This window comes from uncultured Paenibacillus sp. (genome assembly GCF_963515335.1).
Lineage (GTDB): Bacteria > Bacillota > Bacilli > Paenibacillales > Paenibacillaceae > Paenibacillus_I.
This window is the reverse complement of the sequence record NZ_CAUPYC010000033.1, coordinates 1-16,606: the sequence shown is the minus strand read 5'-3', so window position 1 is coordinate 16,606 and position 16,606 is coordinate 1. Positions and strand designations below refer to the sequence as shown.

General features: G+C 50.4%; 15 protein-coding genes. All 15 read right to left on the bottom strand.

The window, feature by feature from the left end; all coding sequences use genetic code 11:
- Window positions 1–6: 6 nt before the first annotated feature.
- Window positions 7–1,114, bottom strand: a protein-coding gene (prfB, locus tag RWM61_RS11975; RefSeq protein WP_314000992.1) for a peptide chain release factor 2 whose coding sequence is annotated in 2 segments (ribosomal slippage) — window positions 7–1,041 and window positions 1,043–1,114 — 1,107 coding nt in all. Because the reading frame shifts where the segments join, the coding sequence is not laid out codon by codon here.
- A gap of 62 nt (window positions 1,115–1,176) precedes the next feature.
- The gene (gene secA, locus RWM61_RS11970; RefSeq protein ID WP_314000990.1) at window positions 1,177–3,693 is read right to left on the bottom strand and encodes a preprotein translocase subunit SecA; all 2,517 of its coding nucleotides are present in this window, start codon (window positions 3,691–3,693) and stop codon (window positions 1,177–1,179) included.
- A gap of 227 nt (window positions 3,694–3,920) precedes the next feature.
- A complete protein-coding gene (gene hpf, locus RWM61_RS11965) occupies window positions 3,921–4,475 on the bottom strand; it encodes a ribosome hibernation-promoting factor, HPF/YfiA family (protein WP_314000988.1) in 555 nt (184 codons plus the stop codon).
- A gap of 191 nt (window positions 4,476–4,666) precedes the next feature.
- Window positions 4,667–4,864, bottom strand: a complete 198-nt coding sequence (locus RWM61_RS11960) for a cold-shock protein (RefSeq protein ID WP_028599014.1) — start codon at window positions 4,862–4,864, stop codon at window positions 4,667–4,669.
- 136 nt (window positions 4,865–5,000) lie between these two features.
- Window positions 5,001–6,182: a UDP-4-amino-4,6-dideoxy-N-acetyl-beta-L-altrosamine transaminase gene (gene pseC / locus RWM61_RS11955; RefSeq protein WP_314000982.1), complete on the bottom strand. Its 1,182-nt coding sequence runs from the start codon at window positions 6,180–6,182 to the stop codon at window positions 5,001–5,003.
- Between the two features lie 45 nt (window positions 6,183–6,227).
- Window positions 6,228–7,172: a GDP-mannose 4,6-dehydratase gene (locus tag RWM61_RS11950; protein WP_314000980.1), complete on the bottom strand. Its 945-nt coding sequence runs from the start codon at window positions 7,170–7,172 to the stop codon at window positions 6,228–6,230.
- 29 nt (window positions 7,173–7,201) lie between these two features.
- Window positions 7,202–8,254, bottom strand: coding sequence for a pseudaminic acid synthase (gene pseI / locus RWM61_RS11945; protein ID WP_314000978.1), 1,053 nt, complete (start codon window positions 8,252–8,254; stop codon window positions 7,202–7,204).
- Window positions 8,251–9,333 carry a UDP-2,4-diacetamido-2,4,6-trideoxy-beta-L-altropyranose hydrolase gene (gene pseG / locus RWM61_RS11940; protein WP_314000976.1) on the bottom strand — a complete coding sequence of 361 codons (1,083 nt, stop codon included), beginning with the start codon at window positions 9,331–9,333 and terminating at the stop codon, window positions 8,251–8,253. Before pseG ends, pseI begins: the two co-directional genes overlap by 4 nt.
- A 1-nt stretch (window position 9,334) precedes the next feature.
- On the bottom strand, window positions 9,335–10,066 hold the full coding sequence (locus RWM61_RS11935; protein ID WP_314000973.1) for a glycosyltransferase family protein: 732 nt from the start codon (window positions 10,064–10,066) through the stop codon (window positions 9,335–9,337).
- A gap of 6 nt (window positions 10,067–10,072) precedes the next feature.
- On the bottom strand, window positions 10,073–10,786 hold the full coding sequence (locus RWM61_RS11930) for an HAD family hydrolase (protein ID WP_314000971.1): 714 nt from the start codon (window positions 10,784–10,786) through the stop codon (window positions 10,073–10,075).
- An 8-nt stretch (window positions 10,787–10,794) separates the two neighbouring features.
- Window positions 10,795–11,946 carry a glycosyltransferase family 4 protein gene (locus tag RWM61_RS11925; protein WP_314000969.1) on the bottom strand — a complete coding sequence of 384 codons (1,152 nt, stop codon included), beginning with the start codon at window positions 11,944–11,946 and terminating at the stop codon, window positions 10,795–10,797.
- A complete protein-coding gene (locus RWM61_RS11920) occupies window positions 11,943–13,304 on the bottom strand; it encodes a sugar phosphate nucleotidyltransferase (RefSeq protein ID WP_314000967.1) in 1,362 nt (453 codons plus the stop codon). The genes RWM61_RS11925 and RWM61_RS11920 overlap by 4 nt, the downstream gene beginning before the upstream one ends.
- A gap of 15 nt (window positions 13,305–13,319) precedes the next feature.
- Window positions 13,320–14,285, bottom strand: coding sequence for a GDP-mannose 4,6-dehydratase (locus tag RWM61_RS11915; protein ID WP_314000965.1), 966 nt, complete (start codon window positions 14,283–14,285; stop codon window positions 13,320–13,322).
- A gap of 10 nt (window positions 14,286–14,295) precedes the next feature.
- Window positions 14,296–15,267 (bottom strand): GDP-mannose 4,6-dehydratase, encoded by a 972-nt coding sequence (gmd, locus tag RWM61_RS11910; RefSeq protein WP_314000963.1) that lies wholly within the window; start codon window positions 15,265–15,267, stop codon window positions 14,296–14,298.
- 75 nt (window positions 15,268–15,342) lie between these two features.
- Window positions 15,343–16,470: a glycosyltransferase gene (locus tag RWM61_RS11905; protein WP_314000961.1), complete on the bottom strand. Its 1,128-nt coding sequence runs from the start codon at window positions 16,468–16,470 to the stop codon at window positions 15,343–15,345.
- Window positions 16,471–16,606 lie beyond the last annotated feature (136 nt).

The window sequence follows — 16,606 nt, the reverse complement described above, 5'->3', positions numbered from 1 at the left end:
GACAAGCTATTCGGAGCGAATTTGGCTGCGCAGATAGCCGTCGATGAAGATGTCCAGATCGCCGTCCATGACCGCGCCGACGTTGCCGGTTTCGACCGACGTGCGGTGATCCTTCACCATGCTGTACGGATGAAAAACATACGAACGAATCTGGCTGCCCCATGCGATGTCGGACTGCTCGCCGCGGATTTCCGCCAGATGCTTCTGCTGCTCTTCGATCTTGAGCTCATAAAGCTTGGAGCGCAGCATCTGCATCGCCCGCTCACGGTTTTGTATCTGCGAACGCTGCGTCTGGCACGCCACAACGATGCCGGTCGGCATGTGCGTAATCCGGATGGCCGACTCCGTCTTGTTGACGTGCTGCCCGCCGGCGCCGCTCGAGCGGTACGTATCCACCTTCAGATCCTCGCTGCGGATCTCAATCTCGATATCATCGGAAATTTCCGGCATCACGTCGCACGACACGAAGGACGTATGCCGGCGGCCCGAGGCGTCGAACGGCGAGATCCGCACGAGCCGGTGCACGCCTTTTTCCGCCTTCAGATAGCCGTATGCGTTGTAGCCCTTGATCGAGATCGTCACGCTCTTGATCCCCGCTTCATCGCCGGGCAAGTAGTCGAGCACCTCGACCTTGAACCCTTTTTTCTCCGCCCATCGCGTGTACATGCGGTACAGCATTTGGCCCCAGTCCTGCGACTCGGTGCCGCCGGCGCCCGGATGCAGCTCAAGGATGGCGTCCAGCTTGTCATACGGCTGGTTCAGCAGCAGCTGCAGCTCGAAAGCGCCCACCTTGCGGACAAGCTCCTCGACTCCGCTCGCCAGCTCGGCTTCCAGCGAGTCATCTCCTTCCTCCTCCGCCAGCTCCAGCATCGTCTCGTAATCTTCTTGCTCGGCCACCAGCTTGCCGTACTGCTCCACGACCGATTTGACCGCATTCAGCTCCGAAATGACGCTTTGCGCCTTTTCGTTGTCGTCCCAGAAATCGGGCGCGGTCATTTTTTCTTCAAAGTTGGCTATCATCTCTTGCTTGAGATCCAAGTCAAAGAGACCCCCTGAGTTCTTGGAGCCGCTTCGCCATCTCGCGCAGGTCCTGTTTTACCGATACGTCGATCATGGTTATCGCTTCACCTCAATGTATGCAGCCGCACTGACGCAAACGCCGTCCCGGAACGGGAATTACGCGTTCGCACCGTGGCACTGCTTATATTTTTTGCCGCTGCCGCACGGGCACGGATCGTTCCGGCCGACCCGCTGCTCATCGCGCTTCACCGGACGCTTCTGCTTCGGCTCTCCGCCGCCGCCCGACTCCGTCTGCCCTTTAGCCACCTCTTGGCGCTCCAGATTATTCTCAACATGCGCCTTCATGATGTACTTCGTGACTTCCTCCTGGATATGGTCGATCATCTCTTTGAACATCTCGAAGCCTTCGAATTGATACTCGCGAAGCGGATCGGTACCGCCATATGCGCGCAGATGGATGCCCTGGCGAAGCTGGTCCATCGCGTCGATGTGGTCCATCCATTTGCTGTCGACCGCGCGCAGCACGACGACCTTCTCGAATTCGCGCATCGTCTCCTCGCCGATCTGCGCTTCGCGCGCGTCATAGAGGGCGCCCACCTTGCCGAGCAGGAATTCGACGATTTCCTCGCGTTCCTTGCCCCACAGGTCATCCTTGGTCAGCGTGCCTTCCTGGAGAAAGGTTCCGTGCGCGTAATCGACCACCGCCTGGAGATCCCAATCCTCCGGCACCTCGTCCGCAGGCGTGTGGGCCTCGACGATGCGCTCGACCACCGGCTTGATCATCTCGAGCACGACATCGCGGATATTCTCCGAGTACAGCACCTCGCGCCGCTGCTTATAAATGATTTCCCGCTGCTGGTTCATGACGTCGTCATACTGCAGAACGACCTTGCGCAAATCGAAGTTGTTGCCCTCGACCCGCTTCTGGGCGGACTCGATCGCGCGCGTGATCATTCGGCTCTCGATCGGCTGGTCCTCCTCGAAGCCGAGCCGATCCATCATGCCCATAATATTCTCGGAACCGAAGCGGCGCATCAGCTCATCTTCAAGCGATAAATAAAATTGCGTCGAGCCCGGGTCGCCCTGACGTCCCGAACGGCCGCGCAGCTGGTTATCGATTCGGCGGGATTCGTGACGCTCCGTACCGATAATATGCAAGCCGCCGGTTTCGGGAACCGCTTCGCCGAGCACGATGTCCGTGCCGCGGCCCGCCATGTTCGTGGCGATCGTCACTGCGCCGGCTTGTCCCGCACGCGAAATAATCTCCGCTTCCTCGGCATGATATTTTGCGTTCAGCACCTTATGCTGGACGCCTCGGCGTTTCAGCATATCGGACAGCTTCTCGGAATTCTCGATTGAGATGGTGCCGACGAGTATCGGCTGCTTGTTGGCATGGCGGGCCGCGATTTCATCGACGACCGCCTTGAATTTGCCGTTCTCCGACTTGTAGACGACATCGGGCATGTCGACACGAATATTCGGCCGGTTGGTCGGAATCTGCACGACGTCCAGGCCGTAAATTTTCTTGAATTCCTCTTCTTCGGTCTTCGCCGTACCGGTCATGCCGGCCAGCTTGCGGTACATCCGGAAGTAGTTCTGGAAGGTGATCGTCGCCAGCGTCATGCTCTCGTTCTGAACCTTGAGCTGCTCCTTGGCTTCGATCGCCTGATGCAGGCCGTCGCTGTAGCGGCGTCCCGCCATCAGCCGCCCGGTGAACTCATCGACGATAATAACCTCGTCATCCTGCACGACGTAATCGACGTCGCGCTTCATGATCGCGTGCGCTTTAAGCGCCTGCTGGATATGGTGGTTGAGCAGCACGTGGGCATGGTCGAACAGGTTCTCGATTCCGAAGGCGCGCTCAGCCTTCTCCACCCCCGCCTCGGACAGCGTGACGCTGCGAAGCTTCACGTCGACCGTGTAGTCCTCTTCCTCTTGCAGGCGGCCAACGAAACGGTCGGCCGCATAATAAAGCTCGGTCGACTTCGCCGCTTGTCCGGAAATGATGAGCGGTGTGCGCGCTTCGTCGACCAGGATCGAATCCACCTCGTCAATAATCGCGAAATAAAGCGGGCGCTGCACCATCTGCTCCTTGTACAGCACCATGTTGTCGCGCAAATAGTCAAAGCCGAATTCATTATTCGTTCCGTACGTAATGTCGGCCGCGTAGGCTGCCTGCTTCTCGTCATGGTTCAGGCCGTGCAGGTTGCAGCCGACCGTCATGCCGAGGAATTGATACAGCTGACCCATCATATTGCTGTCGCGCTGCGCCAAATAATCGTTGACGGTCACGACATGCACGCCTTTCCCCGTCAGCGCGTTTAAATATACCGGAAGGGTCGCGACGAGCGTTTTGCCCTCGCCGGTTTTCATTTCGGATATTTTGCCGTCGTGCAGCACCATGCCGCCGACCAGTTGGACGTCGAAATGACGCATGCCGAGTGTCCGTTTGGATGCCTCGCGAACGGTCGCGAACGCCTCCGGCAGCAAGCTGTCGAGCTCTTCGCCCTTCTCCAGACGGGCTTTGAATTCGTCCGTCTTGGCGCGCAGCTGATCGTCGGTAAGCTTGACGAACTCGGGCTCCAGGCCGTTAATCTGTTCGACGATGCGCATGCAGCGTTTGATTTCACGCTCATTCGGATCGCCGAATATTTTCTTTACCAATCCGAGCATGGGAAGGATGCCCCTTTCGTAAGTCGACTCATAACTTAAATTGTAACAGTTTGTAGAGACTGCCGCAACGCGCACGCAAGGCTCGTCAAGGCGCGTCAAGCGGTTCGTGCCGCTTCCATCTATACGAAGACCAGCACGCGGAAGTTGCGCCAGCCGGCCCGGACGCACAAAGCCGGATCCCGCGGCAGCGGGATCCGGCTTTGCAGCCATGCCGTTCATCAATTATGTTAAGCTTGCTCAATCAACCCGTATTTTCCGTCATCTCTTCTATAAACGACGTTCACCTCTTTCGTCTCCGCATTGGCGAAAACGTAAAAGCTGTGCCCGACCATGTTCATTTGGAGAATTGCCTCTTCCACATCCATCGGCTTCAGCGTATGTCGCTTCGTCCGAACGACGCCCACATCCAGTTCCTCATCCTCGTCCAGTACGCTGACCGCCGCTCCTGAATCCTCCCTGAATAATGTTTTCAGACCGCCGTCCGTACGGAACTTGCGGTTCACCTTCGTTTTGTGCTTGCGGATTTGACGCTCCAGCTTGTCGACCACCAGATCGACAGCCGCATACATATCGTCGTGCTTCTCTTCCGCGCGGAGCATGACGCCCCTGAGCGGAATCGTGACTTCGACACCTTGCCGGTTCTTGGTGACCGAAAGCGTTACATTTACTTCGGAGGTTAAAGGTGCTTCAAAATACCGTTCCAGGCGACTCAGTTTCTTCTCGACATGCTCTCTCAGCGCGTCCGTAACCAAGATATGCTGACCTCGGATATTGTATTTCATCTGCATTCCTCCTCGCACTTTAACTGACTCCATCATAACATATTCACGAAGCATTAACAAAAGAATCGAGTGATAGTTTTGAATAATTTGATAACTTGTGACGAGAAAAGAAAAAACCCCGGTTTCCCAGGGTTCTGTCTCCAGCACTTTGTCAAGTGTACCATCTATCCGTCGGTCGATTGACCGGATGATTACAGTTTGACTACGTTTGCAGCTTGTGGACCGCGAGCGCCTTCAACGATGTCGAATTCGACCGATTGGCCTTCTTCGAGCGTTTTGAAGCCTTCGGATTGGATTGCGGAGAAATGAACGAAAACGTCGCCGCCTTGTTCAGTCTCGATGAATCCGTAACCCTTTTCTGCGTTAAACCATTTAACTTTACCTTGCATGCTTGAACATTCCCTTCGTCTTCAAGTAACTGTGAGGCGTCAGCTATGTACGTGGCCCACAATCTGACTATACATCGGCATTCCAGAAATGTCAAACGGTAATTGAAAGCGATAACAACGGCGATAGATATACGGATCATTTCACCGCATAGGTTTGATAAATTTTTGTTGCCGCTTGTATAACGTCCCGGATATCCTCGTCGGTCATTTTCGGGAAGATCGGTAATGAAAGCGAAGTCTCATAGTATTTCTCCGCATGATCGCAACGCACATCCGCATAGCCGTTTGCCCGATAATAAGGCTGCCGGTAAACCGGAATATAGTGCACATTGACCCCGATGTTCTCGGCTCTCAACGCCTCAAAGATCACTTTGCGATCCGCTTTGAAAGCTTCCCTGCGCCAGCGTAGCACATATAAATGCCAACTCGACCGGGCGTCGGCATGCTGTGCCGGAATAACCAACCCGCCCATACTTCCGAATGCTCCGTCATAAGCGGCCGCAATCTCCCGTCTGCGTTCTACGAAGCGTTCCAGCTTGTCCATTTGGGATACGCCGAGTGCCGCCTGAAGGTCCGTCATGCGGTAATTATAGCCTAGCTCGCGCATCTCGTAGCACCATGGACCGTCGTTCTGCTTAAGCAGCTCCGGATCCCGCGTCATACCGTGATTGCGGAACAGAAGCAGCTTTCTGTAAAATTCCTCGCTGTCGGTTACGATCATGCCGCCTTCGCCTGTAGTGACGTGCTTCACCGGATGAAAGCTGAACATCGTCATATCTGCCAAGGTGCCAACCTTGCTGCCCGCGTAACTGGCGCCCAGTGAATGGGCGGCATCCTGGATCACCGTCAGACCGCGATCTCTTGCAAGCATCGTAATCCGATCCATCTCCGCGGGCTGGCCGGTAAAATCGACGGCAATAATCGCTTTGGTCCGATCCGATAGTTTGCGCGCGATGTCGTCCGGATCGATATTATACGTATCCGGCCGTATATCCGCAAACACCGGCTTGCCGCCCATGTAGAGCACACAATTGCTGCTCGCCAGGAAGGTCAACGGCGACGTGACGACCTCATCGCCCGGTCCGATGCCGGCGGCAAAGCACGCGCCGTGCAGCGCGGCGGTGCCGTTGCAATAGGCGACCGCATATTGGGCCCCGACGTAATCGGCTACCTTGCTCTCAAAGGCTTGAATGGCAGGCCCTTGTGTAATAAAATCGCTGCGGAGCACTTGCAGAACGGCGGCAATGTCTTCGTCATCGATCCACTGTTTGCCGTAGGGGAGCAGCGTCTCTCTGATCGGCTTATGATTATTACGCACAATATTACCTCCCCGTATTACCTCCCCGTCCGATTCCCGGCTGCCTTAAATCAAGTCCGTCTTGCGAATCCATGCTTCCGTCTGCCGAATACCTTCTTCCAGCGTAATTTCGGGCTTCCAGTCAAGCAGTCTCTCCGCTTTGGAATAATCGCAGAGCAGCTTCTGAATTTCGCTTTGCGGGTGGATGTGCTCCACGTGAGTGATGCGGGACGCGTCGCCCGCAATCAACAGGGCAAGGTCGTTAACCGAAATGTCGCGCCCCAGACCCGCGTTGACGATCTCGCCGTTCACCTTATCCGAATAGCCTGCTTCCACGACGAATCTTGCGCAATCCTCGACAAAGAGCAGATCTCTTGTCTGCGTGCCTTCGCCGTAAATATTCAATGTTTTTCCGGCCAGCTTGTTTTTCACGAAGATCGCGACTACGCCGCCCTCGCCGCCCGTTTTCTGATACGGACCGTACGTATTGAACGGCCGAATGACTACCGTCGGCAAGCCGTAAGCATGCCAATAAGAGAGGACCATATTCTCAGCCGCTATTTTGGCGCCCGCATAAGGAGAAGCCGGCTTGATCGGATGCGATTCGTTAATCCCGCTGTCGTCCATGCAACGGTCATATACCATGCAAGTGCTCATGAAGACGACCTTCACATGGTGACGTCGGCATTGCTCCAAAATATAGAACGTACCGACCGTGTCATTGTTGAATGTGGTCAGCGGGTCGTCTATGGAATCCTGTACGTTAATGGAAGCGCCAAGATGATAACAGATATCGTAGCGGTCATTCTCGAACAATTGTGCAAGCAGACTCTCGTCCAATATCGATCCTTTGCTGAATTTCAATTTCGGGTTGTCCCGGAATTCTGCGAGATTGGCTTCCGCTCCGTTGGACAAATCGTCAAGTATCCGGACGCTGTGGCCGTCGGCGAGCAGACGCTTAGCAACCCAGCGCCCGATGAAACCGGCACCGCCGGTGAGTAGAATATTCACATTCCGTTCCTCGCTTATCCTTATTTTAACTAGAACAGTTCCAGAGAAAGCGGGGTGCCTTTGGAAACATTCCGTCTTACACGCTTACCCAATATCTCATCTAGATGTTTCGGAGGCATGCCCGCTCCCGGTCGAATGGCCTTGATATTGTCCTTGGTGAGCACATCTCCTTCTTTGAGATCCTGCACAATGTATAGCGATCTGCGGTGCTTCAAAGAAGGACGTTCCGCCTGGGTGGGACCGTACATGACTTGTCCGAGACTTTGCCATACCCTGCGGGATTCGACGACCAGCGCCTCCATCTCATGCGGCTCCATGGAGAACGCCGAATCCACCCCGCCTTCCGCTCTGGACAAAGTAAAATGCTTCTCAATCACAGTTCCGCCAAGCACGACGCTGCCGACACTCACGCCGATCCCCATCGTGTGATCGGAAATGCCAACCTGGCAATCGAACAGCTGTTTCAGATGAGGCATGGTGTTCAAATTGGTATTCTCGGGAGTGGCCGGATACGTGCTGGTGCATTTCAAGAGCACCAAATCCTTGCAGCCCGCATCACGCGCGGCGCGGACGGTTTCATCCAGCTCGGCGATCGAAGCCATGCCCGTTGAAATAATGACCGGTTTGCCGGTTGCGGCAATTTTGCGGATCAGCGGGATATCCGTGTTTTCGAACGAAGCGACCTTGTAGCACGGCACGTTCAGCTCCTCCAGAAAGTCGACGGCCGTTTCGTCAAAGGGCGTACTGAATGCAAGCAAGCCAAGCTCCTTGCACCGATCGAATATCGGCTTATGCCATTCCCACGGCGTATAAGCCTCCTGGTACAATTTATACAAGGATGTGCCTTTCCATAAGCTGTTCGGGTCGTCAATGAAAAAATCGCCTTCGTCTATATCGATCGTCATAGTGTCCGCCGTATAGGTCTGCAGCTTGAGCGCGTCGACGCCGGCTTTGGCCGCGGCTTCTACAATCGCCAATGCCCGATCAAGCGATTGATTATGATTGCCGGACATTTCGGCGATGATGAACGGCGGATGATCGGATCCTACTTGTCTGTTTCCAATCTTGAACTCCTGTTTCATTCCGAGTCTCCTTTATGACGAAGCATAACCTTAACAACTTCGGCGCCCGGACGGTCGTCCTCCGGGGAATGTTCGTCGATTAGTCGCATGCCGATCCTGCTCATTTCTAGCAATTCCGCCCGGCCAATGACGGCTCTATAAAATATATCGGCAATATCGGGGATTTTTACAGCTTCATGCCGGCCCAAATTCCAGACCGCGCCCAGCTTGGCAGCCGCTTCAACAGACGCCGCTTGATTGTCTGCAACGATGACGACAGCGGACGGCAATCCCAAGTAGCAGCGTTCCCACATCGTTACGCCGCCCGCCCCGAACGAAAAATCGGCCGAGCCCATCATTTCCGCCATGTTGCTTACCTGAAGGTGAAAATGCAGACGATCGTGTCCGGCGCACATCGCCTCAATCGTCGACCGGTTCGGGTTCGTGCGGCCGACAACGACGTCGACCACGGGACCATCGTTCAGAAACGGCTTGATCGCTGTTATCACCTTCTCGGTTTCATTCGTAGGATCCGCTCCTCCAAAAAAAAGCAAAACCTTACGGACTCCTTCACGCCGTCGCCTGAAAGCCAGTGGTTTCGCCTGTATGAATTCATCCCGAAGCAGCATATGCTTAGGTCCCAACAATTGCAGGCAGCTGTCCGGCACCAAGCCGTCATATCGGGACTCCATTTGTTCGACAAAGTTTTGATCCAGCAGCAGGTCACAATCATGACTGCGGTCTGCCAGGTCATCGATCACCATAATCGATTCGGCGAAGCCCCGAAGCTTGTGTTCCCAGCGGCTGTCAAGGCCGTAATGGTCCACCACGCACCACTCCACACGCCCATGCCACTCTTCGATTGCCTGTATGGAGGCTTCCGCATCGTCTTCCCATGTAGAGGCACCTTCGGAGATTTCCAGCATGGTGACGTCATAGCCGCTCGCCGTAACCAGTTCCTGCAAATGACCGTCGAGCCGCTGCATGAGAAAGCGTACAACACAGCCCTGCCGCCTTAACAAGTCGGCTAACGTCAGGCAGCGCATGACATGACCGGTACCCACGCGAGAGGATGCATCCGCCCGAATCACTATGCGCATCTTACACCACCGGCTTCTGTGAAATATGGGCGTTCAGGGCGGCAATTTCCGGATGCTTCAGCAGCAACCCGACAATGTCCCGCGAAAGAATCAGCTTGTCGTTGCCGGCTTGCGCCACAAGCGCCCGGCACAGGTCGTAATCCGCCGTCGTATCGACGGTTATCCTTAACTGCGGATGATGCATATAAGCAGGCGGCATATACGGCGGCAGCTTGAATTGTTGCGGATACTCCTTCGCATAGTAGGTGACGTGCTCCCGGTGCCGAGGCTCCTTGCTGTGGCGGTACATATATTCCAAAGTACCAAACGATACCATTTCCACGACCAGCCCTCTGGTCAGTCCGTCTTCATTCATGATTTGAACCATATCGGAGGGATACTCCTCCATTAACCGTATCATCTGAGCCGCCATCTCATAATCGACGAACGGGCAGTCGGCCGTAACCCGCAGCACATAATCCGGCCGGTACGGTTTGGCGCATTCATAATAGCGGGACAGCACATCGTCCTCCGAACCGCGGAAGCAAGGCACCCCGTTCTCCTTGCACCAGTCGGCAATCGCTTCATCCGGCTCCAAAATGGAAGTAGCCACGATCACCTCTGCAATTTCCGGGATTGCCCGGCATCTGGACACGACATAATCCAGGATGACGGAAGAGCCCAAAGGAAGCAGCACTTTGCCCGGAAGCCGTTCAGAGCCCATCCGGGCTTGTATAATTACGATCGATTTCACTTATCATCAACCCTTTTGCGCAGGCTCAACACGCGAACCTCGAACTGTGTCGCTTAAACGGTCCAAAAACTCCGGCTGCAATTCATCCAATGAATCGATACGGGCATGCGCCTCGTAATCTTCTTCTTTCTCGACCAGCCTGTGATTTCCCTGCATAATCCGCACGGTAAGATAACCCTTTGCTTTAATGCCGACGAAATCCTTGGCCGGATTGTCACCGATATAGACTACCTCTGCGGGAGAAACCGCCTCAAGTCGGTTAATCCTCTCAAAACAATATGGGGATGGTTTGGCATGTTTCACACCAAAACGGTGGGTGATGAAACATCGCCGGACCCGTTTGTACAAACCCAAAGCCAATAATTTATTGTGCTGAACGATTTTATTCCCATCCGTAACGATATACAAAGGGTACTCATTAAAGCGCTCCAGACAGCGTTCAGCGGCAAGGTCCAACTTAATCATTGGAGTATGGCTGCGGTAGATCTGAATACATTTCGTTACGTTTTTTTTCGTGAAACACTGAAAATGAAGCAAAAGATCGTCAAAAATACGCCCTCGGCCTTGTGCCAAGGCATTCGACAGAAAAGCTAACGCCTTCGAGTTATCAATACCCAGGTTCCGCTCCAACCAACTGGAAACCGCCAAAAAGCCGCTTTTTACATAAGTCAACTCTTCATACAACGTATCATCAAGGTCAAATACAAGCACTTTGATCATGGCATTCGCTACCTGTTAACCAGGTGGTACATTGCCTTCTCGTATTTTGTAACCGTTGTGTCAAACGCGAAAGCTGTCCGAATTAACTCAGCGCCCTTGTCCATCATAACGCTCTTGCGCGAAGCGTCCTTTCTCAGTACCTGTAAGATCTTTTCAGCGATATCCGGTATGTTTCCGGCTTCAAAAGTCCCCATGCTGTATTCTCCCAAAATGTCTTCAATATCTTTCATTCCTTCGATAGAAGAAAATACCGCTGGCACGCCAAGGGAAATAGCCTCTGCAATCGCCATTCCCAAACCTTCGCTATAGGATGGAAATACAAACAAATCGGTTCCCGCTACGATTTCATAAGGGTCGTCCACCCAGCCCATAAAACGTACCTTCTCGCTCAACTTATGCTCATCAATCGTCTGGTTAATCAGGTTTCTATAATGCTCATTCCGGCATTCGCCAATAAATAACAAGTATACATCTTCCTGTTCAAGAACAAGAGGTAGCGACTTGATCAAATCAAGCTGCCCTTTTCTTTCCGTAATTTCCGCCAAGTTCGAAATCAATCTCACGTTATTCGGCAGGTTTAATTGTTCCAGAAGTGCTAACCGACAGTTTTGACGTTTGTCTAAATACGGAGTCGGATCAATCAATAAACCCGGATATATAACTTCATGACGGGAAGTCAACCCGAATGAGCTGCCATAAGCCATATAGGCTTGCGAATCAAAGAAAACATGCTGACATTGATTAAAGGCATAAGTGTCCTGAACATTCATCCAGTTTGGCCGATCTTTGCTCCAACTATGAAAGGTTGCAATGATCGGAATATTCAACCCTGCCATTTTCCGGGCAATCGAGGCGCCTAACGCCGGTACACCTGCATGCGCATGTATGACATCAAATTGCTCTTTCAATAACAGTTCGCTAAGCCTTTCAGTCTCTGCCCAAAATATATCAGGTTCCCTTTTGAAAAAGTTAAATTGATGGTGCGTTGTGTCAATCTGCCCTAAACAGTTTAGCAGTTCATCCCAGTCCGTCAGCTGTTCAACTTCACCAGTCGATACGACATGTACATGATGGTTTCTACGTCTTAAGCTTTCCGTCAAACGAGTAACAAAAACACCCGCTCCACCACGCAAGAAAGTCGTCATTTCAAGTATTTTCATACAATAACTCCCATCACTTCATCCCATGTAGCATGCATGCGAACAACATCTTCATCCATTACTTCGATCCCAGTCTGAACTTCGATAAATTCAAGATCCGTGATTGCCTTGATGCCGTGCTTAGTCTCCTGAGGGATCTTAACAACATCACCGGGTTTAACCTTTAACAGGTTCCCGTCGACCACTGCTTCGCCTTCCCCGCTGATCACTGTCCAAACCTCGCTGCGCTTGTAATGCAGCTGATAACTTAGATTTTTGCCGGCATCTATTTTAATTCGTCTGGTGAGCACTTCACTGCCGTCATCAATCTTCGTATAATCTAATACGCGGTACCATCCCCAACGTCTTTCTTCGTACATGGGCCTTTGATCAAAGCGTATTAATTCTTTTAATCTGGCGCTTTCATTTTTATCCGTGACGAGAATACCATCCGGACTTGCTGCGACAATCACATTCGATAAACCCAGGACAGCAATTGGAATATCCAGCTCGTTCATCACATGCGTATTTACGCAATCAGGGCTTATAACTCCTTTACCCGTAAGGGGTTCAACCATTTCCTCAGTAAGGGTATTCCATGTTCCAAGATCCTTCCAATGCCCATCGTATCGAATGACCACAATGTTGCCGCTTTTCTCTAACACCTCGTAGTCGAAACTGATTTTCGGCAAATCGCTGTAATTCGACAACAGTTTCTCATATACGACAGGAAAACCTTTATACGAAAGAATAGAAATAATGGTATCCAGCTTAAATGCAAAAACACCGCAGTTCCAAAACGCCCCTTCTTCTATGAGCGCTTTTGCTTTTGCAGTTTTCGGCTTTTCATGAAATTCACGAACCGTGAAGCAGGGTTCTGCGGGATGCTCGGAGTTGACGGCGATATAACCGTATTTCTCCGACGGAAACGTTGGTTCAACGCCCATTAAGGCAAACTCCGCTCCGGAGGACCGTACCACCTGCTCCAATTCCTTTACTTTTTGAAAAAATGCATCCTCCACGTAGGAATCTACCGGCAACACCGTAATGACTTCATCTAAACCGACCCCTCCTACGGAATAGAGATAAACAGCGGCCAATGCAATGGCCGGAAAAGTATCACGGCGCTCCGGCTCAACAATAACAGGAACATCATTTTCAATTTGGTTATGAATCATGTCAACCTGGGATTTACTTGTAGCGATAATAGCCGAATGAGACAAATCAACAGCATCAAGCTGACTCCATACCCGCTGAAGCATCGACACCCTATCGCCCTGTGTATTCGCCAAAACCTTTAAGAATTGTTTCGAACGCGCATCGTTTGAGATTGGCCACAGACGTGTGCCGGAACCGCCGGATAATAGGATCAGCTTCATATTCATCCATCCTTCTCATATCAAGCTTGCGTTATTATGATGTCTTCTTATGTCCTGTAATGTATCAAACAAAGTGTCATTTAACGGAATTTCATGATTCCAATTTACTTCACTCTTTATTTTTCCACTATCCCCTATATACACGGGGATATCTGTAGGTCTCAATAAGTTTTCATCTTTGATCACTTCAATTGAAACCGTTGATAAACGAATCAGACTTTCTAAAATATGTTGGATCGTTACTCCGACACCCGAGCATACATTGTAGATTTCTCCGAACTCACCGTGTTCCAACAACATTTTGTAAGCACGTACGATATCTCTTACGTCGCTGAAATCACGTTGCGCGTCCAAATTGCCGACACGGAGCACATTCTTTTGCATTCCCTTTTCGATGGCCGCAATTTGCGCAGCAAAATCCGGAACAACGAATCCCGTTTTTTGTCCGGGGCCAATGTGATTGAAGGGACGCGCATGTATAATTTTCAATTGATATGCCGTATTATATTGTCTGGCAATCATCGATATGGTCGCCTTGGATATTCCATAAGGACTGACCGGTTTAAGTGGCGTATTCTCCTGAATCGGAACAGCTTTGGCGTTAACTCTTCCGTACTCTTCCGATGAACCCACCGTCAATATCCGTATATTCTCTGCTACCTTGCTTTTTCTTACTGCTTCGAGTAGACGCAATGTCTTAATGACATTCGCATCGAATGTTTGCGCCTTATTTCCCCATGATTTTTTTACATTGCTTTCTCCCGCCAAATGAAAAAGATAATCCGGTTTGATTTGATTTAATAGTCCGACCAGTTCATCTACATCATTCATATCGGTTTTGATCAATGTCGTCTTATTGTTCAGATAATAATTGTGACTGAACCCTCTTGTTGTTCCCCAAACTTGCACACCTTCGGAACACAGCAAGTTGGATAAATGACCTCCCACAAAACCGTTAACTCCGGTAATGATCGCTTTCATGAACTTCACCTTATTTTAGTGACTTATGAACTCTCTCTAGGTCATTCTCCACCATCATAACGACAAGTTGTTCAAAACTAACCTCTTGCCTCCAGCCTAACTGGTTCTTAGCCTTCTTCGGGTCGCCCAAGAGCAAGTCCACTTCAGCCGGCCGAACAAAGCGGGGATCAATCACAACGTAATCGCGCCAATTTAAGCCTGCATGCTCAAAAGCGATCTCAACAAATTCTTGAACAGTATGGGTCTCCCCGGTTGCAATCACAAAATCTCCCGGTTGTTCTTGCTGGAGCATCAACCACATTGCTTTAACGTAATCCCCCGCATACCCCCAATCACGCTTTGCATCGAGATTCCCCAACCGTAATTCATTTGCAGCTCCCAGTTTTATTCTCGCTACAGCATCGGTTATTTTTCTTGTTACGAACTCAATACCTCTTCTCGGCGATTCATGGTTGAAGAGAATGCCGGAGCAGGTGTACATGTTGTAACTTTCGCGGTAATTGACGGTAATCCAGTGACCGTAAACCTTTGCGACACCGTAAGGACTTCTTGGATAAAAAGGGGTCGTTTCGGTTTGGGGCGTCTCGAGAACTTTACCGAACATCTCGCTGCTGGAAGCTTGATAGAACCTTGCTTCGGGCTTAATCATTCTGACCGCTTCCAGCATATTCGTTACGCCAAGCGCTGTTGTTTCACCCGTCAGTATCGGCTGGTTCCACGAGGAACCGACAAACGATTGAGCCGCTAGATTATAAACCTCATCGGGCTTTGATTTTCTTATGGCCTCAAACAAGGAGGGTGCATCCAATATATCGCCATCAATAAATTCGATTTCATTTTGTATATGCTTCAGGTTATCCATTATCGGTATGCTTGTCCGTCTTCGGAGCCCGTACACTTGATAGCCTTTCTGGAGCAGCAGCTCCGCTAAATACGAGCCGTCTTGACCTGTAACTCCAGTTATTAGTGCTGTTTTTTTCATAAACACACCTCTTGTTCAACTTTGTTCATATAAAATTCACTATATTTGTTATCAAGCATTTGAAGAGTTTCACCATTATATGTACATAATCTTTGAAATTTTCTCATATATAGCTTTTACAGAAAATTGTTCTATAATGGTATCTTGCCCACATCTTGCAATCACATTTCTTTTTTCTTTATTTTCGTATATCTCTCGCAATACCGTTTGTATCGTTTTTTCCCTCACCACTCTCCATTGATGTCCGCCGTACAACTCAAATCTGGTTGCTTGCAGCATAGGATGGACAGGTTCAAATTCATTTTCAGGCTCTATCAAGAATGAATTATTTTCGTTCATAAACTCGGTTGAACCGCTCCAATTGATTGTGGCCGTTGGAATCCCGAAAGCCATCATTTCCATACAAGGCATCCCCCATCCGTTCGCACGGTCCGACGAAACATAAGCATCACAACTTTGCATCAAAGAATATAATTGCTCTCTTGGAAAACGTTCCGTATATACGTAAATATGCGGCCTAGATTCTTTTGCCGGTATATTATCTTTTAAAAACTTATCGATATCAAAATTCTTGTAGTGTGATGGAACATAGATTTTCAATATCAGAGAGACATCCTCCGATTCTGAAAATTCGTTACAATAGGCTCTAATCAATAAGTCTATGCCTTTACGGTAATCAAACGCGCAAGTATACAAAAACTTAAACTTTTTTGTTCCTTCCGGAAAGTTAAATTTATTCCATGTTTTCAGATAGTCTCTACTGTCTAATGCATAGGGAATAATTCGTACTTTTTGGACGTCTACCCCTGACTTCGTAAATGTATCAAAGTTGAATTCGCTCGGCAGCCAAACCTCATCCATCCTATTACATAAAGAGGTCCAGTGAGCCGGTATTCTGTCTGTTTCAAAAATAGTCACACCAATTTTTTTTACGATGCCCGGGTAATTTAATTGCGAGAACAACTCCGGGGTCCAGTGCGTGATGAGAACAGATTCATTCCCTAACTCCGATAGGGGCCGATTCAACTCCTGTAAAAACTTTAAATCTTCTTTACCAATTTCATGATCTACTGAACTAAAATTTACAATGTGTATAGGTATATTAAACATACTTAATGATTTCAAGAAGTTCCTGGATACATTTCCGTAACCACCCATATCCGCTACGGGCCCTGCCCATACAATCCCGCTTGGTCTTTTCATTGTTACATCCCCTTGTAAAAGAACTCCGTCAATTCGGCGACATATTCTACATCTTCGAGACTCATACCTTGATGGCATGGTATATACAAGCCGTTTTCATTGATATGCTTTGCTACGGGATATTGATCTTCAATAT